Origin of the sequence: Paraburkholderia phytofirmans (assembly GCF_046028095.1) — a bacterium.
Lineage (GTDB): Bacteria > Pseudomonadota > Gammaproteobacteria > Burkholderiales > Burkholderiaceae > Paraburkholderia > Paraburkholderia phytofirmans_A.
The window spans coordinates 155,674-179,221 of the sequence record NZ_JAQQDJ010000006.1 but is presented as its reverse complement, the minus strand read 5'-3'; the positions used below and the strand labels follow the sequence as shown (position 1 = coordinate 179,221).

Annotated in this window: 21 protein-coding genes; 7 read left to right on the top strand and 14 right to left on the bottom strand. The window is 63.5% G+C overall.

From position 1 onward, the window contains the following. Positions 1-276: 276 nt before the first annotated feature. Positions 277-1,257 carry a LysR family transcriptional regulator gene (locus PQR54_RS19100; RefSeq protein ID WP_408248363.1) on the bottom strand — a complete coding sequence of 327 codons (981 nt, stop codon included), beginning with the start codon at positions 1,255-1,257 and terminating at the stop codon, positions 277-279. Positions 1,258-1,414: 157 nt separating this feature from the next. On the opposite strand from PQR54_RS19100, the gene PQR54_RS19095 reads away from it, so the two are divergent. From PQR54_RS19095 to PQR54_RS19075, 5 genes are all read left to right on the top strand, one after another. Continuing rightward, entirely contained in the window at positions 1,415-2,812 is a 1,398-nt protein-coding gene (locus PQR54_RS19095) for an NAD(P)/FAD-dependent oxidoreductase (protein ID WP_408248361.1), read from the top strand. 453 nt (positions 2,813-3,265) lie between these two features. After that, complete coding sequence (locus PQR54_RS19090) at positions 3,266-3,631, top strand: hypothetical protein (RefSeq protein WP_408248359.1); 366 nt, start codon at positions 3,266-3,268, stop codon at positions 3,629-3,631. 21 nt (positions 3,632-3,652) lie between these two features. Continuing rightward, on the top strand, positions 3,653-4,336 hold the full coding sequence (gene irlR, locus PQR54_RS19085; RefSeq protein WP_408248357.1) for a heavy metal response regulator transcription factor IrlR: 684 nt from the start codon (positions 3,653-3,655) through the stop codon (positions 4,334-4,336). Next, the gene (locus tag PQR54_RS19080; RefSeq protein WP_408248355.1) at positions 4,333-5,748 is read left to right on the top strand and encodes a heavy metal sensor histidine kinase; all 1,416 of its coding nucleotides are present in this window, start codon (positions 4,333-4,335) and stop codon (positions 5,746-5,748) included. The genes irlR and PQR54_RS19080 overlap by 4 nt, the downstream gene beginning before the upstream one ends. Before the next feature lie 282 nt (positions 5,749-6,030). Beyond that, positions 6,031-6,657, top strand: coding sequence for a carbonic anhydrase (locus tag PQR54_RS19075; protein ID WP_408248353.1), 627 nt, complete (start codon positions 6,031-6,033; stop codon positions 6,655-6,657). Positions 6,658-6,793: 136 nt separating this feature from the next. On the opposite strand, the gene PQR54_RS19070 is transcribed toward PQR54_RS19075, so the two are convergent. Then, positions 6,794-7,687, bottom strand: coding sequence for a LysR family transcriptional regulator ArgP (locus PQR54_RS19070; protein WP_408248351.1), 894 nt, complete (start codon positions 7,685-7,687; stop codon positions 6,794-6,796). Positions 7,688-7,784: 97 nt separating this feature from the next. Between PQR54_RS19070 and PQR54_RS19065 the strand changes: the two genes are divergently transcribed. Then, a complete protein-coding gene (locus tag PQR54_RS19065) occupies positions 7,785-8,399 on the top strand; it encodes a LysE/ArgO family amino acid transporter (RefSeq protein WP_408248349.1) in 615 nt (204 codons plus the stop codon). Between the two features lie 102 nt (positions 8,400-8,501). Here PQR54_RS19065 and PQR54_RS19060 read toward each other — a convergent pair whose 3' ends face one another. Then, positions 8,502-9,977 (bottom strand): HD domain-containing phosphohydrolase, encoded by a 1,476-nt coding sequence (locus tag PQR54_RS19060; RefSeq protein ID WP_408248347.1) that lies wholly within the window; start codon positions 9,975-9,977, stop codon positions 8,502-8,504. Positions 9,978-10,126: 149 nt separating this feature from the next. Between PQR54_RS19060 and PQR54_RS19055 the strand changes: the two genes are divergently transcribed. After that, positions 10,127-10,918, top strand: a complete 792-nt coding sequence (locus PQR54_RS19055) for an alpha/beta fold hydrolase (protein ID WP_408248345.1) — start codon at positions 10,127-10,129, stop codon at positions 10,916-10,918. A gap of 367 nt (positions 10,919-11,285) precedes the next feature. On the opposite strand, the gene PQR54_RS19050 is transcribed toward PQR54_RS19055, so the two are convergent. The 11 genes from PQR54_RS19050 to PQR54_RS19000 form a co-directional block, all read right to left on the bottom strand. Beyond that, positions 11,286-11,504: a DUF6566 family protein gene (locus PQR54_RS19050; protein ID WP_408248341.1), complete on the bottom strand. Its 219-nt coding sequence runs from the start codon at positions 11,502-11,504 to the stop codon at positions 11,286-11,288. Continuing rightward, complete coding sequence (locus PQR54_RS19045; protein WP_408248339.1) at positions 11,504-11,854, bottom strand: type II secretion system protein M; 351 nt, start codon at positions 11,852-11,854, stop codon at positions 11,504-11,506. The genes PQR54_RS19050 and PQR54_RS19045 overlap by 1 nt, the downstream gene beginning before the upstream one ends. A 362-nt stretch (positions 11,855-12,216) precedes the next feature. After that, positions 12,217-14,034: a glutamine--fructose-6-phosphate transaminase (isomerizing) gene (gene glmS, locus PQR54_RS19040; protein ID WP_408248337.1), complete on the bottom strand. Its 1,818-nt coding sequence runs from the start codon at positions 14,032-14,034 to the stop codon at positions 12,217-12,219. A 63-nt stretch (positions 14,035-14,097) separates the two neighbouring features. Continuing rightward, positions 14,098-15,120 carry a UDP-glucose 4-epimerase GalE gene (gene galE / locus PQR54_RS19035; RefSeq protein ID WP_408248335.1) on the bottom strand — a complete coding sequence of 341 codons (1,023 nt, stop codon included), beginning with the start codon at positions 15,118-15,120 and terminating at the stop codon, positions 14,098-14,100. Between the two features lie 23 nt (positions 15,121-15,143). Further along, positions 15,144-16,091 carry an endo alpha-1,4 polygalactosaminidase gene (locus tag PQR54_RS19030; RefSeq protein ID WP_408248333.1) on the bottom strand — a complete coding sequence of 316 codons (948 nt, stop codon included), beginning with the start codon at positions 16,089-16,091 and terminating at the stop codon, positions 15,144-15,146. A gap of 38 nt (positions 16,092-16,129) precedes the next feature. Then, positions 16,130-17,305 carry a glycoside hydrolase family 191 protein gene (locus PQR54_RS19025; RefSeq protein WP_408248331.1) on the bottom strand — a complete coding sequence of 392 codons (1,176 nt, stop codon included), beginning with the start codon at positions 17,303-17,305 and terminating at the stop codon, positions 16,130-16,132. A gap of 137 nt (positions 17,306-17,442) precedes the next feature. Next, positions 17,443-18,816 carry an exopolysaccharide Pel transporter PelG gene (pelG, locus tag PQR54_RS19020; RefSeq protein ID WP_408248329.1) on the bottom strand — a complete coding sequence of 458 codons (1,374 nt, stop codon included), beginning with the start codon at positions 18,814-18,816 and terminating at the stop codon, positions 17,443-17,445. Then, positions 18,816-20,468: a GT4 family glycosyltransferase PelF gene (gene pelF / locus PQR54_RS19015; RefSeq protein WP_408248327.1), complete on the bottom strand. Its 1,653-nt coding sequence runs from the start codon at positions 20,466-20,468 to the stop codon at positions 18,816-18,818. The genes pelG and pelF overlap by 1 nt, the downstream gene beginning before the upstream one ends. After that, positions 20,465-21,475, bottom strand: coding sequence for a tetratricopeptide repeat protein (locus PQR54_RS19010; protein WP_408248325.1), 1,011 nt, complete (start codon positions 21,473-21,475; stop codon positions 20,465-20,467). The genes pelF and PQR54_RS19010 overlap by 4 nt, the downstream gene beginning before the upstream one ends. Then, positions 21,468-22,895 (bottom strand): PelD GGDEF domain-containing protein, encoded by a 1,428-nt coding sequence (locus PQR54_RS19005; RefSeq protein WP_408248323.1) that lies wholly within the window; start codon positions 22,893-22,895, stop codon positions 21,468-21,470. The genes PQR54_RS19010 and PQR54_RS19005 overlap by 8 nt, the downstream gene beginning before the upstream one ends. Positions 22,896-22,985: 90 nt before the next feature. After that, positions 22,986-23,537, bottom strand: a complete 552-nt coding sequence (locus tag PQR54_RS19000; RefSeq protein ID WP_012432521.1) for an LpoB-related protein — start codon at positions 23,535-23,537, stop codon at positions 22,986-22,988. Between the last annotated feature and the right edge of the window lie 11 nt (positions 23,538-23,548).

Here is a 23,548-nt window from a genome sequence, read left to right as displayed (position 1 = left end):
TCCGACTCCTGTAACGGCCAGGTCAATCACAATGGCTCGCCACGGGGATGCGGCGTCCACTTTTCTCAGATGTCTGGACGCCACTGTAAAGACAATCGGTGCGGGCAAAAATATCGTCCGCCCAACCTTTACTTCGATCGCCGGCGATGTAAGCCGAAAGTCCCGTCCCGCAGGGATCCGCGGGCAACTGAAAGGCCGTATAGGGACTTCCCGCAGCGCTCACGACGCGCAAACGTCGAAGCGAATAGCGAGAATCCCTACGCCTTTTTTCTGGCCCTACGCCGCGTCCGCGCCGCCCGGCTGACGCGTCTGGCGGCGCCTTTTGGCGGCAGCTACGGCAGGCAGCGGCACCGGCACCGCGCCCGACATGCCGTGCTCGATCAAAAAATCGCGGAATAACCCGGCCACATGCGGCAGGCGTTTATCGGACACGTGCATGACATACCAGTTGCGCTCGATCGGATTGGCGGGCATGGGCAACAGCGCCAGCAGGCCCGCCTGAAACTCGAGCGAACAGGCGTGCAGCGACAGAAAAGCGATACCCAATCCCGCTTCGACCAGTTGCTTGATCGCCTCATTGCTCGATAGTTCAGAGCCGATGTGAAGCTTGAGTCCCGCAAGGCGAAACAGATTTTCGACAGTAGAACGCGTGCCGGAACCGCGTTCCCGCACGAACAGATTCGCGCTTTGCAGATCGTCGAGCGACAAACGTTTTTTCTTCATCAGCGCATGTGCGGGCGAAGCGACGAACGCCATCGGATGTTTGGCGAATGCGGTGGCCGCCGTGCGCAATTCGCGCGGCGCGCTGCCCATCACCGCGAGATCGATTTCATGCGTGGCCAGCATACGGATGATGTCGGCGCGATTGCCGACCTTGAATTGCACCTTCACTTGCGGACGCGATTCCGTGAAACGCACCAGAAACGGCGGGATCAGATACTCGGCCGTGGTGATCGCGCCGATGCGCAGCGTGCCGCCCTGCTCGCCATGCAACGCGGCCAGATCGTCGGCCGCGCCATTCCACAGGTCGAGGATCTCCAGCGCGTAGCGCGCGAGAATCTCACCGGCCGCGGTCAACTGCACGCCACGGCCCACGCGCTGCAGGAGCGGCGCGCCCGCTGCGTCCTCCAGCAGGCGCACCTGTAGCGACACAGCCGGTTGCGTGAGCCGCAATTCCTCGGCCGCGCGTGACACGCTGCCGAGCTTCGCAATCGTATGCAAGGTCTTCAACTGACGAAACGTCGCGGCTTTTAACATAAGTGAAAACCTATATGTTCCGTATAAACATTAAATTGTGCTGCGATTTTCGCCGATTCTATACTGGCCTGACAGATTAGCCGGGCAATGTCTGGAATCGCGCTCCGCGTGGCGCCAGCACGAGCCCGACACGAACAACCTCAGGAGGATAGCGATCATGGCCGCAATCGATCAGCAGACAGGCGCAACAACACAACGTACGCACCATGCGCAATCCGCGCAACGCATGGAAAATACGGCGGCGCATCGGGTCGTGATCGTCGGGGGTGGCGTGGGTGGACTCGGGCTCGCCACGCGTCTGTCCGAATCGCTCGGGCGTGCGGGTCTCGCGCAGATCGTGCTGGTCGACCGCTGGCCCACGCACTTCTGGAAGCCCCTGCTGCACGAAGCCGCTTCAGGCCAGCTCGATCCCGCGACCCATCAACTGCAATATGCGGTGCAGGCGCAACGTCATGGCTTCGAATTCGAACAGGGCGAACTCACCGCGCTCGATCGCGCAGAGCGGCATATCACGCTGAGCGCATTGCATGACGCCGACGGCCGCGAAATTCTGCCGTCCCGGCAGATCGCTTTCGATACGCTGGTGCTGGCCATGGGCAGCGTGACGCAATATTTCGGCGTGCCCGGTGCCGCTGAACATGCGTTGCCGCTCGAATCGGTCGCGCATGCGGAAGCATTCCGCCGCAAGCTGCTCGATGCCTGTCTGCGTGCGAATCACGCACGCCGGGCGCGGACCGCGCGGGCGGACACGCCCGTGTCGATCAACATCATCGGTGCGGGCGCGACCGGTGTCGAACTCGCCGCCGCGTTGCGCGACACGGTGCGTTTGCTGAATCGCTACACGCCGTTCTCGCTCGATCCGGTGCGCGACTTTCGCATCCATTTGATCGAAAGCAGCGGGCGCGTGCTGCCCGCTTTGTCCGAAACGATTTCAGCGCGCGCGCAGCGGATGCTCGCCAGTCTCGGCGTGGACGTATTGAGCTCGACACGCGTCACCGAAGTGCGCGCCGACGCCGTGTTGACCAACGGCGGCGCTCCGCTCGCCAGCGACATCGCCATCTGGACGGCGGGCATCTCGGGACCGCCTGTCTTGCGCACGCTGGACGGCATCGCGGTGAATCGCAACGCGCAGATTCAGGTGAATCGCACCTTGCAGTGCACGAACGACGCGAATGTATTCGGCCTCGGCGATTGCGCAGCCTGTCCCGCCGACGACGCAGGCGCGTTCCTCGCGCCGCGCGCGCAGGTCGCGCATCAGCAGGCGCTGTTTCTTGCGCGAGCGCTGAAGTGCCGCATAGCGGGCGAAGCGCTGCCCGAGTTCGTGTATCGCGACGCGGGCACCCTGGTCGGCTTCGGGCGTGAAGGCACCATTGGGAGCCTCAGCAGCAGCTTGCTGACGCAGCCCGTGTTCGTCGACGGATGGCTGGCCACTGCAGTCTACAAGCTCATCTATCGGCGGCACGTGATGACGCTGACCGGCTTCGCGCGCATGGCGCTCGATTCGGCGAGCCACTGGTTGCGCAGACGCGTGCATCCGGTGATCCGTCTGCACTAGACAAAACCGTGCTACTCACTTGCCGACCGATGCGATCAGTTCGGCGTTGGGCAAGTGAGCGGCCGGTTCGATGCTTCAATCTGCCGCATTTGAAATGCGTCCGCCACGTTCGTGCAGCATGACTCGCGCGCGACGGCCCAGCTCATGCTTCACGTCTTCGCGGGTTTTTCCTGGCGACAACTCCCGCAAACCACCTCGCATTCCGCACGATCTATTCTCCGTTTCCGTTTGATGAAGTCCTCACGCCAGACCGGAGAGACTCCCTCAACGTGAGCGCGCCATGACGGATCCCGACATCCGGACGATGCACCGCAACAAAGGATGCACACAAGATATATGACGGAATTGTCATGTTGCTCTCATGCTCGTATCGATCGGGGATCCATACGATGCGCGTGTCCCATCCTCACATTGAACCGTATGCGTCACTTTCAACGAGTGCGAAGCCTGACGATGCGCATCACGCATTTCGGCGCAAATGTCCCGGGGCGCTGGGAGCGGCTCCACATCGATCATCCGGTCTCCCTCGGGGCCGCGCTGCTCGTCATTGCGCTCAGTTCGCTGGCGTTCTGGTGGAATCAACCTGACGGACTGTTCGACGGCGGCGCACCATCCTGCTCTTCCGCGTCTGGAAAAGCGGGCAGCCGGCACGAGCCGCTCTTCGAGCGAGGCCTGCTCTCGCTCGAGGTGCTTTCCGCGATGGCTCGCACCATGCCGCGGCCCTCCGGTTCGCCGTCTGCAGCGCATCACGACCTCGATGCATCCAACGCCGCTAATGCCTCCACGTCATGCGCGCCCAATGCACGCATCCGCCGCTGACCAGCAGCACTGGGAAAAATCATGCGCATCCTGATCGTCGAGGACGAAGTCAAAACCGGCACGTATCTTCGGAAAGGCTTGACCGAAGCGGGCTTTATCGTCGACTGGGTGGAAGACGGCGTGACCGGCCAGCACCGCGCGTTGACGGAGGACTACGATCTGATCGTGCTCGACGTGATGCTGCCCGGCCAGGACGGCTGGACAGTGCTGAAAAACCTGCGCCGCACGCATTCGACTTCGGTCCTGCTGCTCACCGCGCGCGACGAGGTGGACGACAAGGTGCGCGGCCTCAACATGGGCGGCGACGACTATCTGGTCAAGCCGTTCGACTTTGCCGAACTGCTGGCCCGTGTGCGCTCGATTCTCCGACGTGGCCAAACCCGCGACGCTGCCTCGCTGCAAGTAGCGAATCTGGTGCTCGACCTGACGCGTCGCAAGGCCACGCGCCACGGCGACATGATCCTGCTCACGGCCAAGGAATTCGCGTTGCTATGGCTGCTGATGCGCCGCCAGGGCGAAATCCTGCCGCGTTCGACGATTGCTTCCCAGGTCTGGGACATGAACTTCGACAGCGACACGAATGTCGTCGACGCCGCGATCCGCCGCCTGCGCGCGAAGGTCGACGACAATTACGAACCCAAGCTGATCCACACCGTGCGCGGCATGGGCTACGTACTGGAAGAGCGCGGCTCATCGCAGTCATGATTCGACGTCTGCTCGCGGCGCTGCTCGTGCCGCGCACTTTGCGTGCGAGGCTGTCGATCCTGTTCGCGCTTTCGACCTCGCTGCTACTCATATTCAACGGAGTACTGCTGTATCACGGCCTGAAAACGCGTATCGAAGCGGCGTCGGCCCGCGAGATGACCACGACCCTCGCCGCGCTGCAATTGCGCCTCCACGCCATGCCCAACATCCAGGCTGTCAGCGCGGATCGTGAGACGTGGTACAACCAGTTATACGGCCATCAGAACCTCGATATCGCGCTGTTCGACGCGCATAGCGCGCCGCTAGTTCGCACCAACGGCTACTGGCCGAATGCGGAGACGATGACCGTTCGCACCGCCCTTGCGCCGGTGCGCGTGTCGCTCGAAAAACTGCCGTTGCGCTTTCTGGTGGCGATGGCGCCGCTCGGTGATCCCGCCGGCACGCAGGTGCGCGTGGTCGTCCAATACGACGCGAGCGGCGAACGCGCGCTGCTGCGCGCCTATGCGCTCAATGTTCTGGTCGTCATCGTGACGGGGACGCTGGTGAACGCGCTGCTAGCATGGTCGATCGGCCGTTTCGGATTGCGGCCGCTGGCCCGTTTGACGGCGCGCGCCGAGCAGATCTCCAGCCGCCATCTTGCGGAACCGCTGCCCGAGCATGACATGCCCGGCGAACTGAAGGAACTGAGCCGCGCCTTTAACCGGATGCTCGCGCGCCTGCACGACTCGTTCACGCGTCTCACGCAATTTTCGTCGGACCTCGCGCACGATATGCGCACTCCGCTCACCAATCTGCTGGCGGAAGCGCAAGTGGCACTCTCGCAACCACGTTCCGCCGATGAATATCGCAGCGTGATCGAATCGAGCGTGGACGAATGCCAGCGCCTTGCGCGTCTGATCGACAGCATGCTGTTTCTCGCGCGCGCGGACAGCATTCGCCACCGGCTGACGCTGCAGTGTGTCGACGCACGCAGTGAGGCGCTGCGCATTGCCGGCTATTACGAAATCATGGCCGCCGATGCCGGCGTGGAGATCGTTGTCTCGGGCAACGCGCGCTTCGAAGGCGATGTGCTGATGGTGCAGCGGGCGCTCAGCAACCTGATTTCGAACGCGTTGACTCACGCGCCGCGCGGCAGCATCGTCGACGTGCGGTGCGCGGAACGCCGGCGCCATGCGCACCTATCCGTTTCGGACACTGGCGCCGGCATTGCGAGACCGCATCTGGAGCGCATCTTCGACCGTTTCTACCGGGTCGATCCATCACGGCATAACTCGGCGAGCGGCACGGGCCTCGGACTTGCCATCGTCAAGTCGATCATGGACGAACATCACGGCGAATGCAGCGTGGAAAGCGTGCCGCACCTACGCACCACCTTCAGCCTGCGCTTTCCGAAGCATCCGCCGATCAGCTAGGCGAAGCACGTGCCCGCACGATGACAAAACTATCATGCGGTCATCACCACTGCCTCATCCCTTGCCCTGCACAATGTCCCTGCCTGATCGATATTGCTCAGTCATCCAGATCAACCTGCAGAGGACTCGATGAAACACTACGCAACCGCGCTCGCCGCCCTGATTCCCGACACGCTCGCCACCGCGGCCACGGCAAACGACAGCGAGAACCACTGACGCCCGTTCGGCGACCGACACCGCTGCACTTACCAACGCGATCATCGCATCAACGGAAACCCGTTCATGACCTACCCGAAACGCATGCTCGTCGAAAACCTCGCCTGGTCCGACGAAATCAACACCCGCGATCCCGCCTATTTCTCGCGCCTCGCCAGCAATCAGCAACCGAACGTGCTGTGGATCGGCTGCTCCGACAGCCGCGTGCCGGAAGCCATTACGCGGGCGATGCCCGGCGAGGTCTTCGTGCATCGCAATATCGCGAATCTCGTCGCCGATAATGACGAGAGCCTGTCGAGCGTGCTCGAATACGCGGTCACGGTACTGCAGGTGGAACATGTGATCGTCTGCGGGCATCACTGCTGTGGCGGCGTGCAGGCGGCGTTGCGGCCGCCCGCGCCCGAGTTGCCGAACGTCAATCGCCGCATTGGAGGAATTCGCCGGCTGTGCGCGCTGCACGCCGCCGAATTGCGCGAGCTGCCGAGCTTCGAGGCGCGCGCGGATCGACTCGCCGAGCTCAATGTGCTGGCTCAGGTGCAGGCGCTCCAAGCCATGTCGCTGATTCAGCGCGCACGGCGCCCGGTGCAGATTCACGGCTGGATTTTCTCCATGCACGAAGGGCGCTTGAAGACTTTGACCGGCGCGCCCTGGACCGTGAACTACCACGCGACCGCCGAGGCCGCAGCGGGCTGATTGCCGCTGCGCCAACCTGCCGGCATCGCTGCGAGGCGACCGACACGCCCCGATCGACCGCGCTGCTTGTCGCGGTGTTGTACGGATCGAATGCCCGCACTGGCCGGCAGGCTGACGACGCATTGCAAACTGTCCGTCAGTCCAGAAACTCCGTTGCCCGCTTGCGCAACATCGCGCCGAAGTCGTCGAGCCAGCCGATCGACAAACGCCAGCTCTGCCAGTAGAGATCGACATCGATATGCTTGCCGGGCGCGATCTCCACCAGTTCGCCGCTGGCCAGATGCGAGGCGATCATGCGCTCCGGGCACATGCCCCAGCCGAGCCCCGTGACGCAGGCACGCAAAAAACCGGCGACGTGCGGAATCCAGTGCAACGGCGGATCGAGGTCCGCGCGCGTGATGCGGCGCATGAAGCGCTTTTGCAACTGGTCCTTGGGATTGAAGTCGACGCACGGCGTGCGCCGCAAACTCTCGCGCGTCACGCCGTCGGCAAAGTGACGCGCGAGAAAGTCCGGTGAACAGACCGCCAGATAACGCATCCGCCCAAGACGCGTGGAGCGGCAACCCTGAACCGGCTCGGCTTGCGTGGTGAGCGCGCCTTGCACGCTGCCGTCGCGAATCCGCTGCGCGGTGTGGTCCTGATCGTCGATCACCAGATCGAGCAGCATCTCCCGCTCGACACAGAACTGCGCGACCGCGTCGATGAACCAGGTGCCCACGCTGTCGTCGTTGACCGCGATGCGCAGCGCCGGCCACGATTCGACCAGCGTGCCGGGCAGCGCCGGCAGGCGCCCGGTCAGCTCCGCTTCGAGCAATTGCACGCGTTCTGTGTGGCGGCACAGCAGCGCGCCCGAGGTGGTCGCGACGCAAGGCTGGCCGCGCTTCACCAGCACGCTGCCCACGCGCTCTTCCAGCAGTTTGACCCGTTGCGACACTGCGGAAGGCGTCACATTCAGTTCGCCGGCGGCACGGTCGAACGAACCGTGGCGCACCACGGCGGCGAGCGCATCGAGCAACGCATAGTCGAGCATTAGCGTTCCTTAATCGGCGTTAAGTGAATTAGCTTCTCTTATGAGAAGCAATCCCGCAGACTAGCCTCGTTCGCTGCTTCCGTCTACTGGATCGATTATGAATTGGCTTTCTTTTTCCCACGGCGCCGCTTTGTGCGCATCCCTGATCGTGACGATCGGCGCACAAAATGCCTTCGTGCTGCGTCAGGGCATCATGCGCTCGCATGTCGGCAAGATCGTTGCGCTGTGCGCGTTATCGGACTTCATTCTGATCGGTGCGGGCGTTGGCGGCGCATCGGTGCTGGTCGAGCGCTATCCCGTGTTCGTCCACGCGATGCTGTACGTTGGGCTCGCCTATCTGGTGTGGTTCGGGATCAATGCATTGCGCCGCGCGGTGCGGCCGGAGCATGCGGTGATGGATGGCGAGAACGTCAGCGCGGCGCCCGTGCAGCGCGCCGTGCCGATCATTCTGATGACGCTCGCCTTCACGTGGCTCAATCCGCATGTGTACCTCGACACGTTCCTGCTGATCGGCACGGCCGGCGCACGCGAACCCGAAGGCGCGCGGGTCGCCTTCGCGCTGGGCGCGATGGCGGTCAGCGGGATCTGGTTTATCGGTCTGGGTTACGGTGCGCGCGCCCTCGCGCCGCTCTTCAAGCGGGCAACGGCGTGGCGCGTGCTGGATGGCGCGATCGGCAGCATGGTGCTGCTTGCGGTGACGCAGTTGCGGTGAGCGCCGCCAGCGCCATTGTAATTGGACGATGCTGACAGCAAGCCGCGACTTTCAGAAAGCACGGGTGCCCGCGCCACGGCAAACCCGTACGCAGCGCCCCACCTAGATGCACCCGAGCGCGGACGCCTTCAACGTGGCCGCGGCACGGGTAGAACATTCGAGCTTGCGAAACACGCTTTCCACATGCGTGCGCACGGTACTCGGGCTCAGTTCGAGAATGCGGGCGACCTCCTTGTTGCTCGCGCCCAGGCTGATGTGCTTCAGCACTTCCGCTTCTCGCGGCGACAGCAAGCCTGCTTTCGGCGTCCGCCCACGCTCGCCGGACGCCGGCAAGTCGCCGAGTTCAGAAGAAACGGTTGCCTCGACCGCTTCTGTATCGAAACGCCCCGCCTGCGCCTGCTCGTTGAGCAGAGCCGCGGCCTGTTCCGGTGACAATACCGGCCGCCAGGGACGCGCTGAGCGCAACGCCACCCAGGCGGCGGCAACCGCGAGCACACGCGCTTCACGTCCCATTGCATCGCCGCCGCTGCCGCGGAAATAGCCTGAACCGTCCAGACGTTCGTACGCGAACGAAGCAATCTCCGACTCGCGAGCGAGGCCCTCGATCTGCTTGCCTGCACGCGCGGTCCAGTAAGGCACGAGCCGCACCTTTTCCCATGCGGCAGGAGAAAGCTCGCCGGCTGTGTTCCAGATGGCATTCGGGACCGCCATGCGTCCCATGCCATGGAGCAGCCCCGCCGTGTAGGTGCGCCGCCGCGCCTCATCGCTCAGGCCCAAATGCGCGCAGCAGGCGCCGGCTGTCTCGGCTACCTGGCGCGAATAGCCGGTCATCCAAGGCAGCTTCAGGTCGATCACGTCCGCGACGATCTCCGGCGCGCTGACAAGCTGCATCGCAGCCGTGCACTCGGGCTCGGCATGGCGCGGCGCGGCCGGATCGTCGAGTTCCCTGAGCCACGCGGCAGCGCGCGCTGAGGCGAGTTGCGCGAGTTCCAGCGGATATTGCCGGCCGGCTTTCTGCGCGATCAACATCTGCGCGCGCTCGAGACCGTAGACCCGGCTGAGAATCTCGAGATCCCCGGCCACGGCGACGATGAACACCGCAGCGGGCACATCGCGGCCCGGCCGATGGTCCGGGAAACCACCGCCGTCCCAGCTTTCGAAAATGCGTCGCAGCGCCTCCTGAGTCGCCTGTGCGAGGCCGAGCATGTGCGCCACCTCGCCCGAGACCTCGCAATGTATCTGGGCAAGCGGGGTGATCGCGGCGCCCACTTGCTCCGGCGATTTGCCGGTCCCGGTCCAGTCTGGCCGCATGGCGAGCATGGCCGCGCGGCCGCCGATATCGTCGCCGAGCCAGTCGGAAAAGCCGGTTGCATTTGCCGTGCAGCCCGACCACCTCAGAAGCGACACTTCCGTGACGGCATCGCACTGTGCGTCGTCCAGACCGGCCTCTGCCGCGAGCCGCGCCGCCAGCCAGCCCGTGCGTGGCGAATGGTCGGTGGGCTGCCCCATGCTGAGGTCGCCAATGAACGCCAGAGCCTTGACGGCGTCCAGCACCCGGATTGCAGAAACGTCATGCATAGCTTTCGACCTTGTTGTCAGTACCTGCTCATCCAGTGAAACCGGATCGGCTCGGTCATTCGACCGATACAGCAAACCGGCCAAACAGCGCATCCTCCAATCCGCAAACCGTTTCTAACCCAACCAAGTTGACGAAGAGGATGAACATTATGAATACCTTGTTGAAAAAGTGCCTGGCCGCGACGCTGATGCTCGGAGGCTTGCTGTCGCTGGCCGCCGTCACCCCGGCGAGCGCCGCCGCGCCGAACGACGGTCTCAAAGGAAAGAACGTCGTGCTGGTGCACGGCGCATTCGCCGACGGCTCGAGCTGGAACAAGGTGATTCCGCTGCTGGAAGCAAAAGGTCTGCACGTGGTCGCGGTGCAAAACTCCCTCAAGTCGCTCGACGACGATGCCGCGGCGACGCAACGCGTCATTGAACAACAGAACGGTCCCGTCATTCTGGTCGGCCACTCGTGGGCCGGCGCGGTGATCTCTCAGGCCGGCAACGACGACAAGGTCAAGGCGCTCGTCTACGTCGCGGCGTTTGCGCCGGATAGCGGTCAATCGATCAACGACATTCTCAAAGGCAAGCCCGCGCCTTCCTGGGCAACGGAATTGCAGAAGGACTCCGCCGGCTATCTGACGCTCTCGACCGATGCGATCATCAAGGACTTCGCGCAAGACCTGCCGCCGGCCCAAGCCCGTATCGTAGCCGCGACGCAAGGCCCCTGGTTTGCCGGCTGCATGGACGACAAGGTGGCCGCCGCAGCCTGGCACAACAAGCCGTCGTGGTACGTGCTGACGGCGAAAGACCGCATGATCCCCGCGCCCTTGCAGGCCGCGATGGCGCAACAGATCGGCGCGACGGTGGTCAAGGTCAACGCGAGCCATGTTGCGATGCTGTCGCAGCCGGCTGAAGTCGCGGCAGCGATTATCACGGCGGCTCGTGCGGCGAAGTGAGGACGGTTGGCTGACGGACTGTTCCGGGGAACCAACGGTTAGCCAGCCGCTGCACGCATCCTTGAGGATCTGTTAAGCCGGCAGTCGTAGGATTCTGGCCTGAGCGTGAATCGTGGGGCCGGGGTTGGTCTGCGCGCATGTCGGACGCAGCGCTTACATTCTCTCAGGTTCTGGAAGCCTCGGAAAACCAGAATCGTTCAAGCCGGCTATCGCCGGCTTTTTTTGCCCGTCAGCCTGACATCACGAACCGCACGCACCTGCACTGACGGCGATGGCCGGATGTGCTGTCAGGCCATACGCGAACTCTTTGCCGCGGTCAGTGATCGCGCGCGCTGACTCAGACGTCTACTCAGCAGTTTCGCGCTGCTCACCCGTGACTGTCGATCCAGGCACGCGCCCACTCGAGACCTGCGCGTTGCGCTTCGTCTTCAGTATCGAAGCAGGCGAGAACGCCCGACGCTTCAACCAGCTTGCCGGCTAGCGTGATGGTCCCGCTAGCGCCGTACCGCTCGGGCTGCAAGATGTCCTCCTGCTGCAAAATGGCGTGACCCCAGACGGTGTAGCCGTGATAAGTCTGGGACTCCATCAGCGTGTCACCTCGGGAATGACGCCGCGAGAACCCACCCGCAACACATTGCCCTCCGGCGTGATCTGCCGCGGAATTTCGGACATGTCCGGTACGTGTGCAGGCACGCTTTCCCGCCGATCCGATTTCGCAACGAGCCTTGCAACAGGCGCCGGTGCAGGCCGCGCGCGAGCTTTCACGGCGTGGGGAACGATGTGCCGACTCCCGGCAGGCCGACGGGCAACGACCGCGCAATGCGGCTTGCCAACTCGCGCCTCCGGCGGGTTCCAGACCTCGACATAGTGCCCGCCAGCCATTGCCGTCGATGCCGCCGCGAACAGCATGATGCCCAAGCCCAAAAATCGAAACATGTTCTCTCCCTATGCTCCGCAGCTCGCGCCGCCGCAACTACAGCGGCGCCGCGAGATTCCATGCAGGATACTGTACATCCATACAGGTCTTTGCGCAATCCGATGATCGTTGCGGAGCAGCTTGCGCTCCGGGCATGACGCCAATGCGTAACGAGGATGAGAACAGAGCCGCCGCGCGGTTTGCGAGCGATTACCAAAACTCTGGATGAGCTTTGGCAGGCAGGAAGCCCGACGCGGATTGTCGGGACCAGCAGTCGAGCTGCAAAACTAACACAGGGTGGTTTGAAAGCGTTTTCGGGTTGGTTGCGGATATTCGCTGCATCAAGGCCGGCGAAGCCGCCGGCCACCCCAACCCTACCCCTTCACTCCACCGTCACGGACTTGGCCAGATTCCTCGGCTTATCCACATCCGTCCCGCGCGCGCAGGCCGTGTGATAAGCCAGCAACTGCAACGGCACCACATGCAGAATCGGCGACAACGGCCCATAGTGCTCCGGCATTCTGATTACATGAATCCCGGGCTCACTCCCAATCCGCGTATCCGTATCGGCAAACACATAAAGCTCGCCGCCACGCGCCTTCACTTCCTGAAGATTCGACTTCAGCTTCTCGAGCAGCGCGTCGTTCGGCGCGATCGTCACGACCGGCATCGCGTCGGTGACGAGCGCCAGCGGGCCATGCTTCAATTCACCGGCGGGATACGCCTCCGCGTGAATATAGGAGATCTCCTTGAGCTTGAGCGCGCCTTCGAGCGCGATCGGATAGTGCGAGCCACGGCCGAGAAACAGCGCGCTTTCCTTACCCGAAAACTTCTCCGACCACGCGATGATCTGCGGCTCCAGCGCGAGCACCGCATTCAACGCGGCCGGCAGATGGCGCAACTGGCGCACGTAGTCGGCTTCCTGTTCCGGGCTCACCGTGCCGCGAATTTTTCCGAGCGTCGCGGCAAGCACGAACAGTCCGACCAGTTGCGTGGTGAACGCCTTGGTCGACGCCACGCCGATCTCGCGGCCCGCGTGCGTATGGAACGACAGTGACGTCAAGCGCACCATCGCGCTCGTCGCTACGTTGCAGACCGACAGCGTGTGCTCGTGTCCGAGCGACTGCGCATGCTTCAACGCAGCGAGCGTATCTGCCGTTTCTCCCGACTGGGAGATCACGACCACCAGCGCTTTCGGATTGGGCACCGAATCGCGGTAGCGGTACTCGCTGGCGATTTCGACCTGAGTGGGAATCTTCGCGATCGATTCGAGCCAGTACTTGGCCGTCAGTCCCGAGTAATAGCTGGTGCCGCACGCGAGAATCAACAGACTGTCGATATCCGCGAACACGGCCGCAGCCTCTTCACCGAACAGCGATGCATCCAGCGATTCGCCTTGTGGCACCGTATCGGCGATCGCGCGCGGCTGCTCGAAGATTTCCTTCTGCATGAAATGCCGGTACGGGCCGAGTTCCACGCCGCCGCCATATGCGGCCACCGTGCGCACTTCGCGCTCTACGTCGATGCCATCGCGGCTCACCACTCGCACGCGCTCGAGCGTCAGCTCGCACACGTCGCCCTCTTCCAGGAAGATGAAACGTTCGGTCTCGCCGGCCAAAGCGAGCGCATCCGACGCGAGGAAATTCTCGCCTTCGCCGATACCGACGACGAGCGGCGAACCCTGCCGCGCGCCCACCACGAGATGCGGATGCGCTTTATGCTCGACCGCAATCGCGTACGCGCCGTCCAGTTGCTTCACCGCCTCACGAACCGCGTCGAACAGATTGCCGCGATACAGGCTGTGCACCAGGTGCGCGACCACTTCCGTGTCGGTTTGCGACACGAACACATAGCCCTTCGCGCGCAGCATCTCGCGCAACGGCTCGTAGTTTTCGATGATGCCGTTATGCACCAGCGCCAACTCGTCCTTCGAGAAAATCGGATGCGCGTTGTCCGTGACCGGCGCGCCATGCGTCGCCCAACGCGTGTGCGCGACGCCCGTGCCGCCTTCGAGATGCGTCTCGCGCGCCTGCGCGTCGAGATCGGCAACGCGCGCCGTGCTGCGCGCGCGGCGTGGACCAGTGGCGTCCAGCACGGCGACGCCGCACGAGTCGTAGCCGCGATACTCGAGACGCCGCAGCCCTTCGATCAGAACCGGGACGATGTTACGTTGCGCTACCGCGCCGACAATGCCACACATATATTTGCTTTCCCACGTGATGTTGTATCGGATGGGGCGAATCGCCCCGAATCGAATCGAGCCTCAGGCGTAGCCGGCCGGATTGGTCGATTGCCAGCGCCAATGGTCGGCGCACATGCGTTCGATGCCGTACTGCGCGCGCCAGCCGAGCAGCTTTTCCGCCGCGGCCGGATCGGCGAAACAGGACGCAACGTCGCCCGGACGGCGCGCCACGATTTCATAAGGCACCGGCTTGCCCGAAGCCTTTTCGAACGAGCGCACCACGTCCAGTACGCTATAGCCCCGCCCGGTGCCGAGGTTCACCACGAAGCTCGCATCGCGCGCGACCAGCGCGTCGAGCGCGGCCAGGTGTCCGCGCGCCAGATCCACCACGTGGATGTAATCACGCACACCGGTGCCGTCAGGCGTGTCGTAGTCGCCGCCGAACACACGCAGCTTCTCCAGCTTGCCGACCGCGACTTGCGCGACATACGGCATGAGGTTGTTCGGCACGCCGCCCGGGTCTTCGCCGATCAGACCGCTCTCGTGCGCGCCGACCGGATTGAAATAGCGCAGCGTGGCGATCCGCCACGACGGATCCGACACTTCCAGATCGCGCAGGATCTGTTCGGCGATCAGCTTCGTCTGCCCGTATGGATTCGTGGCGGACAGCGGAAACGATTCGTCGATCGGCGAAGTTTTCGGCACGCCGTACACCGTGGCCGACGAACTGAACACGAACTGCTTCACGTTGCGAGCGCGCATCACCGACAGCAGCGTGAGCAGACTGCCGAGATTGTTGTCGTAGTACTCGATCGGCTTCGAGACCGATTCGCCCACCGCTTTGAGCGCCGCGAAGTGAATCGCGCCACTCACCGGATGCGCGTCGAAAATGCGCTGCAGCGCGGCTTCATCGCGTGAATCCGTTTCGTAGAATGCGACACGCTTGCCCGTGATCTGCTCGACGCGTTTGAGCGACTCGCGGTTGCTGTTGACGAGGTTGTCCACCACGACCACGTCGTAGCCACCGTTCAGCAATTCGACACAGGTATGCGAGCCGATAAAACCCGCGCCCCCGGTGACCAGAATCGTGCCTTTCAAGTCCATGCGAAATTCCCTTTGGTATTGATTCAATCCGGTTGTGACGGACGTGCATTGCTGGTCCCAGCCGCGCCGACGCCGACAGTGGCGAGTCCGCCATCGGTGACGTAGGGCACGAAGCCGGCTTCCGTAATCCGCGCCGCGGTGGCGGCTGCGCATGTGTCGTCGGCGGGCGGGCAATAGTCGATGGACAGCACCGGCAGTTTGTATTGATCGCGGATCGTCGCTGCCTGCGCCAGCAGCCAGTCGCGATCGGCTTGCGGCACTTCCGTGTAACGCTGCTTGCCGGCATCCCAACCGCGGTACAGCGATTCGAACGCCACCATGTAGGCAAGATCATGGACCTGCGGCAAGACCTCGAAGCCACGGTTGAAGATCAGCTTCGCGCCGGGATAGCGCTTCTTGATCGCGCGGACCACCCGCACCAGCCCCGCTTCCTGCGCGGCGCGCGTGGCGTCGGTTTTGGCGATCAGGTGGTAGGAATCGAGCGTGTCGAGAAAGAAGCCGCGGTAGCCTTTTCTCCATAACGGGGCGACAACCTTGTCGACGAAAAACGCCGGCCATTCAGCGGCCGTCTGATCGATCACATGCGAGGCCCACGCCTCGTTGACGCCCGGCAGCCACTCGCGCGGCATCGCGGTGTAATACGCGCGATGCGGGTTCACCTCGCCGACGCTCACATACGCGAACCACGCCGGATGGGCTTTCCGGTGAGCGCGCGGATCGAAGTGCGCGTCGGGGTCGACCACCACGACATCGAATGCGGCCAGGTCTTCGACAGGCGGATTCATGCCGTAGTACAACGCCACCGATGGTCCCGCCGGCGCGTTCGCCGCGCCCTGCGCGTGCGCGACCGAAGCCAGCGCGCCGAGCGCGGCCATGCGCGCGAAACGGCTGACACGGCGCAGCAGCGAGCGCACGCTGAAGCGTCGGCCTTGATCGTGATCGTGCTCGGACAAATCCGGCTCCTCGTTCATGTTATTCGGGCAACACCGTCCGCTTGAGGCTGTCGTACCTAGATGCCCACGGGCAGGAACGACCACCAGCAAATACTATCGAGCGATACAGTCGAGATCGACGGACTGAAGCCCGCCTGTTGCGCAGCCGCCCATGAGGATTGCGCGCTCGAACTCGCCGTGCATGACGACACGTAGTCGAGCGACCCGACGAGGAATGCGCTGCGGCCGAGATTCTGCTCCGTGCTTTGCCACGACTTCAACTGCTGCACGATCGACGTGCTCGTCGACGGCAAGAAGACCTGTTCCGCGATCACGCCGTCGATCAGCCACGGAAACGATACACCGCCCGTCGTTGCGCCGATGGCCGATACCGGCGCGGCATTCGGCACCATCGCCAGATCCGGGAAGCGGTCGCGCAGTTGCTTGACCAGATCGAGACCGCCCTGGGCGCAGCTTGCATTGCACGGTGCGCTCGACGCATTGGCGCCATGTCCGACGATTTCGAAGTTATCCAGCATGAAGCCGTCGACACCGGTTGCCGCGAGACGAGGCGCGATGTAGTTGACGATCAGGTTCTGATAGTCGGCGTTGGCGGGATTCATCCAGTATTCCTGGAAGCCCGAATATCTGCTGATTTGCGCCGCAGTATTCGCGCCGCACGACACGAAGCCGGACGGCACCGTGTTCCAGTAAGTCCGCGATTTTTCGCAGGCGCCGAAATTCAGGTAACTGAGCACTTTCGCGCCGTTCGCCTTCAATGCGGCGATCTGCGCGGCCGAGAAGGCAGGCGTGCCGTTACCCGGATCCGCGTCGATCACGATCACGTTGAACGTGGTCGCCACCTGAGCGATGTCGAGCGCGCCGCCCTGGCCGTAATAGACCGTCCACACCGGCGATGCCGGCAACGCACGGGCCGTCGAGATCTTCGGCGTGGTAGTCGAACCGGAATTCGTGTTGTTCGACGAATTGCCCGAACCGGTCGAGTTCGTCGAACCGGTCGAGTTACCGGAATTGCCGCTTGTACCGCTCGCCGAAGTCGCCGCGGCCGCGGTCGAATCGCTCGTACTGCCCGTGCCGCTGCCACCGCCTCCGCAGCCGGCCAACAGACTGCACGTCGCAACGATCACGGCTGCGCTGAGCCAGCATTGGACGACACGGCGGCCGTCATGAACACCGACGGCAAGGCGCGCGCGAGCGGCCCGCTGAAGCGGGCCAAAAACAGCTTGATGCATGGTGGAATCCGAAGTCGAACGGTGTGAGGCCAAAGTTGCCGGCGCGCCGGTTCGTCTCGTCATGCGCGCCCTGCCCTCACTGCTTCTAGAACGGCAGCATGAACGCGATCTTGAGCCGAAACAGCGACGCTCCGGTTTTAACCCCGCAACATATACGTTTCGTATTCCAAAGACATGAATTTGCGGTCGAGCACCTTCACGGATGCCACCACCACGACCAGCAACGCCAGCGCAAATCCATAGCCGTAGAAATCCGGCCCGAGCTTGAGCGTGATACCGGTGAAGAGTCCATTCAGCACGACGAATGCGCCGGTGAGCCGCAGCACCATACGCCGCCCGTCGAGATAGAAGAACACGTTGAGCAGACCGAGCAGCAACACCTGCAGACTCGCCGACACCACGTCGACGACGAGCAGCGGCATATACAGCGGCGAAATGCCGAGCGAGCCCAGCACGCGCTCGCCGAAGGCAACGATCAGCAGCAGCACGACCGTCTGCACCTTGATGATTTCATACAGGCCGGCGCGCACGCTGCCCACCATCATGTCGCGCATCTCGTTGATATGGCGCAGCGTCGCGCCGCTGCGCACGGCGTCGTAGAAGGCGTCGTAGTACTCGACGAAATCCGCCTCGATGCGCACGAGGAACGTCGCCATGCCTGGCATCACGCACACGTAGGCGATAAAAATCGGAATGTCGTAAATCACCGATGCATGCAGCGGCCCGATCACGCGCGTGCCCGTGCCCGGCGCATACCAGAACATGAACTTGTCGAGCCACACGCCGATATTGAACAGCAGGCCGACCAGCGCGAGGCTCGGATAGGCGAAGCGCCGCTCGAACACTTCGAACGAAACGAAACGCTCGCTGCGGTAGTTACGGTAAATCAGACCCGACAGACCGGCGAGCAGCACGATGTGGCCCGCCACGAAGCCGCCGAGCAGACCGACCAGTCCGTAGCCGTTCAACGCGAGCGCGAGACACACCACGCACGCATAGCCGACGGCGAACACCATCAGGATCTGACGGTACTGTTTCACGCTCGACAGGAAGATCACGGCGATCCAGATGTTACTGACCACCACGAAGCCCGTAATCATCAGCAAGCGGTAGATCAGCGGCTCCTCACGGAAACCCACCAGCATCGCGATCACCGCGACCACGCTGGCCATTACCGACGACACCAGCACCACGCCGTTATAGTTCGACAGCACGAGGTCGTCGCGCTTTTCGAACAGCCGGTCGGAGATGAAGCGCGTGAACGACAGTTGCAGCGGCCCGGTCAGAATCAGACTGAGCGCGATCAGATAAGTGACCGACACCTGAAACTGCACGATCGCGAAAGTCGGAATCACCGAAGTGAGACTGATCAAGCCGATGATCAGGATGCCGAAGATCGACAGGATCAGCGGACCGGAACTGATCAGGCCCGCGTAGGCATAGGCGCGCGCCACGCCGGTCAGCGTGTCGCGGCGCATGATCTTGCGTAATTCGAAGCCGATACCCGCCATCAGCGTGTCTCCTGCGATTGACCGGGCTGCGCCGAACTCGCGTGCGGCTCCGCCTTGGATTGAGTGCCGTGATGCATCGGGCAGCGCGCCGCATCGGCGGCCGAATAGTTGCGCTCGCGATCCGGCATGGCGGCGAGACGCTCATACAGCGCGCGATAGCGGTCGATCATCTGCTTTTTGGTGTAATAGCGGCGCACGCGCGCGAGTCCGGCCTGCTGCGCGGCCTGCCAGCGGGTTTCGTCGGCGAGCAGCGCCAGCACCGCCTGGGCGAAGGCCGCCGGGTCCGCGAGTTGCACTACCGCGCCCGCCGAGCCGAGCGCGCGATCTTCCGCATCCACGCCTTCGATCAGTTGACGGCACGAGCCCACGTCGGTCGTGATGGCCGGCACGCCGGCCGCGAAACCTTCCAGCACCACCAGCGGCAGCGCCTCGCTGATCGAGGTCAGCGCGATCACGTCGATCTGCGGCATCATGTCGTCGATGCGCTGGAAGCCGAGGAATTTCACATTGCGGCTCAGGCCGAGACTCTCCACGAGCGCGCGGCATTCGAGCGCGTAAGCGGGATCTTCCTCTTCCGGCCCGATGATCCAGCCTTCGAGGTCCGGCATGGTGCGCGACGCAATGAAGATCGCGCGAATGAAGGTCTTGATGTCCTTGATCGGCACCACGCGCCCAATCAGCGCGACCACACGGTGCGAACGCGGTTTGCGCTCTGCCACCAGCGGCCCGAGCGCGTCGACGTCGATGCCGTTCGGAATGCATTGCGTACGCTCGGCGCGCGCACCGTCCGTGATCTGACGCTGGCGGTTCGCCTCGTACAACGCGACGATATCGTCAGCGGCGTCGTACGCGAGCTTGCCGATCGCTTCGAAGAAACGCACCCACAGTTCGCGGAAATAGCTGACGCGCGAGATATCGCGTTCGAACACACCGCGGTTGTCGCGAATCCACTGGCTTTGCAGCAGATCGATCTTGCGCTCTTTCGTGTAGATGCCGTGCTCGGAGATCAGCAGCGGACGGCCCGTGCGGTAATGCATCAATGCGCCTAGAAAGCCGCCGTATCCCGTCGATACCGTGTGGTAGACCTTCGCCGGCAACAGTTTCTCAGCGACGCGAGCGAGTTGCCACAGCGGCTTGTGCATGATGCGCACGGTCCAGAAATAATCGGTGAACGACGGATCGGTACAGTACTTCTGATACTGATCGACGATCGTGTCCCACGCCGCGCGGCTCGACAGAAACTGCTCTTCGTTCAGCGCGCCATTCGCCCCGAGCATCGGAATCATGCTCGCCATCAGACCGCCGACGTCCAGCCCGCTGCGCGGATCGCGCAAGGCGTCGTGCAATCTCTGCGAGCGCGCGAACGCCGCGGCGTCGCCAGCGACGGCACGCGGCTGAAAATCCGCCACGACCTGTTCGTACAGGAAGTGCGTTTCGATATGCACCACGTTGTCCGGCAGCGCGTAAGCAACGCCGTTGTAGTCCTGTTCCCGGCTGCCGATGAACACAATCGCGAAGCGGGTCTCCGGGTAGGAGCGGATCATTTCATTGACCCAGCTCGACACGCCGCCACGCACGAACGGGAACGTGCCTTCGAGCAGCAGGCAGACATCGGCATCGGCGGCACGGCGGATCGGGAGTTCTTTCATCATGACCAGTACTTCACAACCGGTTTGAGTGTGGGCAACGCGGCGGCATTGCCCAGCGATGCGAGAAGCTGCTTGACGCGAGCGTAGTCGCCGCGCAGGAAGTCGGCTTCCGCGAGCCACGGCACCAGCCGTTCGCGCGGGAAGCCGAGTGCGAGCGCCTGGCCGATGTATTCATGCGCGGCATTGGGCAAGCCGTTCGCCAGCGCGAGACGGCCGCGAATCAGCCACAGCGCGGCATCGCCCGGATCGGTTTCGAGCGCCGCCTGGGCATAGCGGTCGGCTTGTTGCAGCGTATGGCGGTAAACCGCGCCTTGCACCAGGTTCTGGTACACGAGTTCGAAGTACAGCTCGGCGAGCAGTCGGTTCAGCGCATGGCGCTCGACGTCGTTGTCCGTCGCTTCCAGCGCTTTGCTGGTGCGGAAGATCTTCTGCATGATCTCGTTTTCGGCGTGATCCAGCGTGCCGTATGCGATCAGGCGAATGTCTTCGAGCGGGTCGGCCAGCAACTCGCGCAGCAACGTGCCCGTGGTGCGGGTGGGCATGCTCTGGATCGCCACCAGCGCGGACAGCCGGTCGGTGGGCGACACCTGAGTGTTGGCGAGGCGCGCCTGCAGACGCGCGCCGCCGCCGTGCGACACGCGCGACACCAAGTAGGTGACGAACTCCGGGCGCGGCACATCGGCGAGTTGATCGCTTTCCTTGCTGCCCGGAAAGAGCGCCGCCCAGATGCAACTGATCAGCACCACGAGGCCGCCGAACAGCGGCACGAAAGTACAGGCGAGCCACAGGAACAGCAACGAAACCGCGCGCGGCTCGCGGTAATTCAGCGGCAGCCATGAGCGGAACGCAACCGCCTCCGCGAGTCCCGCCAAGGCCTGCAACGCGAAAAAGCGCAGCAGCGGATCGATCGCGCCGGCCGGTTGCAGCAGGCTCGCGATCGCCAGATATTGCACGATCACGGCCACCACGGCCGCGAGCGCGCCGACGATGAGAGAAAGGGTCTTAGACATCGAGGCCGCTTCGTTTGAGAAGACGCACTAGCGCCGCGCCCGGCTCGTCGCCCTCGAGGTGGAGCGTATGAACGCCGACGCGCGCGCGTTCCAGGTCGGTGTTGAACTGGGCCGTCAGGCTGGCTTCGATCCGCGCGAGATAACCGTCGATACCGGTCGTATCGGTGGCCGGCATCAGATTCACCAGCACCGACTGCTTCGCGGTCTGCACCGGCCACATCACGTCGAGTGAACGGCGGCGGCGCATGACGTGCTCGAACAGCGAGTCGCCCTCTTCATCGCGCGGAAACGCCAGCGCGACGAGCGACGACGCCACGCCCGCCTTCTGTTGAAGACGCGTGAGACGGCTCAGGTCGAGTGCGAATTCATACGGGCAGTTCGGCACGCGGTCGAGAATGCGCTGCACGAATGCGGAATGCTCGACGCCGTCCGCGTAATAGCCGAGCAGCACCAGCAGCAATTGCAGGTTGTCGAAGTTGAGCGACAGGAACGGCATGCGCTTGACGACGAGCAGCGCGCGCAGTTCACCGTCCGCCGATACGAGCGGCGCGCACACCAGGTACTGGCTGACCGGCACGACGGTGTCTTCGTTCTTCAGATGCGCGACGCTCAGCGTGTTCAACGCATGCGTGACGAGTTCGTCATGCTCGGCGAGTTCGAACGGATCGCCGATCTGCGCGATGGCCTGCGTGCCGAGCTTGCCGTGATGCACCGGATACAACGCCGCCACTTCGATCTGGCAGGCTTGGGCGACGAATTCGAGCAGACCGCTCGCGCCGCCAAGCGGATCGCCGCCCGGCGGATCGTTTTGCTTGCCCGCTGCCGGCACGGCGAGCGCCGTATCCGTGGCGACCGACAGACGGCGCAATTCGGTAATCGAATCGCGCAACGTGGTGGGACGCGACAACAAATCCTTTTCGAGCCGCTCGTGCGAGAGCCGCATCAGATAGTGGCTATTGGTCAACGCGACGAGACGGTCGTTCAGGTAATCGTTCAGCGAGGACGCGCGCTCGGCGCGGCTGCCCCACGTATCGCCGAAGTGCCCGGCGAGAATCGTCTGGATCAGACCGCCCGCGAAATACAGCGTGGGGAACGGGCCGCCGTGCGGATAAAAGAGCGCCCACGCGCCGAGCATCAAGGCCCCGCTCAAGAGACCGAGCAGGCTGCCGTAGCGCAAGGCCACCAGCAGCGACGCCAGCCACAGCCACGGAAAACCATTGTGCAGCAGCAACGGGTCTTCAGGATGAAGCCAGCGGGCCACGGCCAGTACGACCAGCACGAGCACGACGGTTTCAACGATCGCGAACGGCCGCGCCACCGCGGGCGCCAGCAAGCGGCGCACGCGTCCGAGATTGCCGAACGGATGCGCATGGCGCGGCTTCGAGGCGCCTGGGTTGTTTTCCACGGCTGCGGTATTCACGGCCATTTCCTTTTCACATGTCGGGTTGCGGCTGGCGGCCCGCACTTCGGGCGCAAACAGGCAACCTTGGGGATATGCTTATTGATGCTTTTACTGACGCGCTTGCAACGGCGACAGAACCTTGGCGATCAGCGAGGTCGCCACGCTCGACAGACCCGAGCGGCTCCAGCCCGTACGCGTGCCCGTCGCGCTCCACACCACGGCGCCGTTCGACACGTCGATCAGTTCGAACGTCACGCCGACCACCGGCTCGCCGTCCACGCCCGTTTTGTAGCGCCACTCTTCGACCGCGCCCGACAGCACATAGCGGGCGTTCTGCGAACGCGCCCATTCCAGCGCTTTGTCGCTGTCGGCGCGCTGCGTCGTGTCGAACAGCGAGTTGCGGTTCGAATCGGCCGGCGCGATGCGCACATCGGCGATCCCGCCCGCGCGCAGCGTGTTGGCCGCGATCGACTCGGCGCTGTGACCGGCATCCGGCGTTTCAGTGTAGTTGGCGATCGACACCACCGCCACCTTGTCGCCGCGCGCGAGCGCGGGGCCCGAGGTCTGGCGAACCGTGCCGCAGGCGCTCACCATCAGGGCCAGCGCGGCTGCCGCGACACACCAGGCGCTCGTACGAGCCAATCGTTTAATGCCGTACATGAAGAATTCTC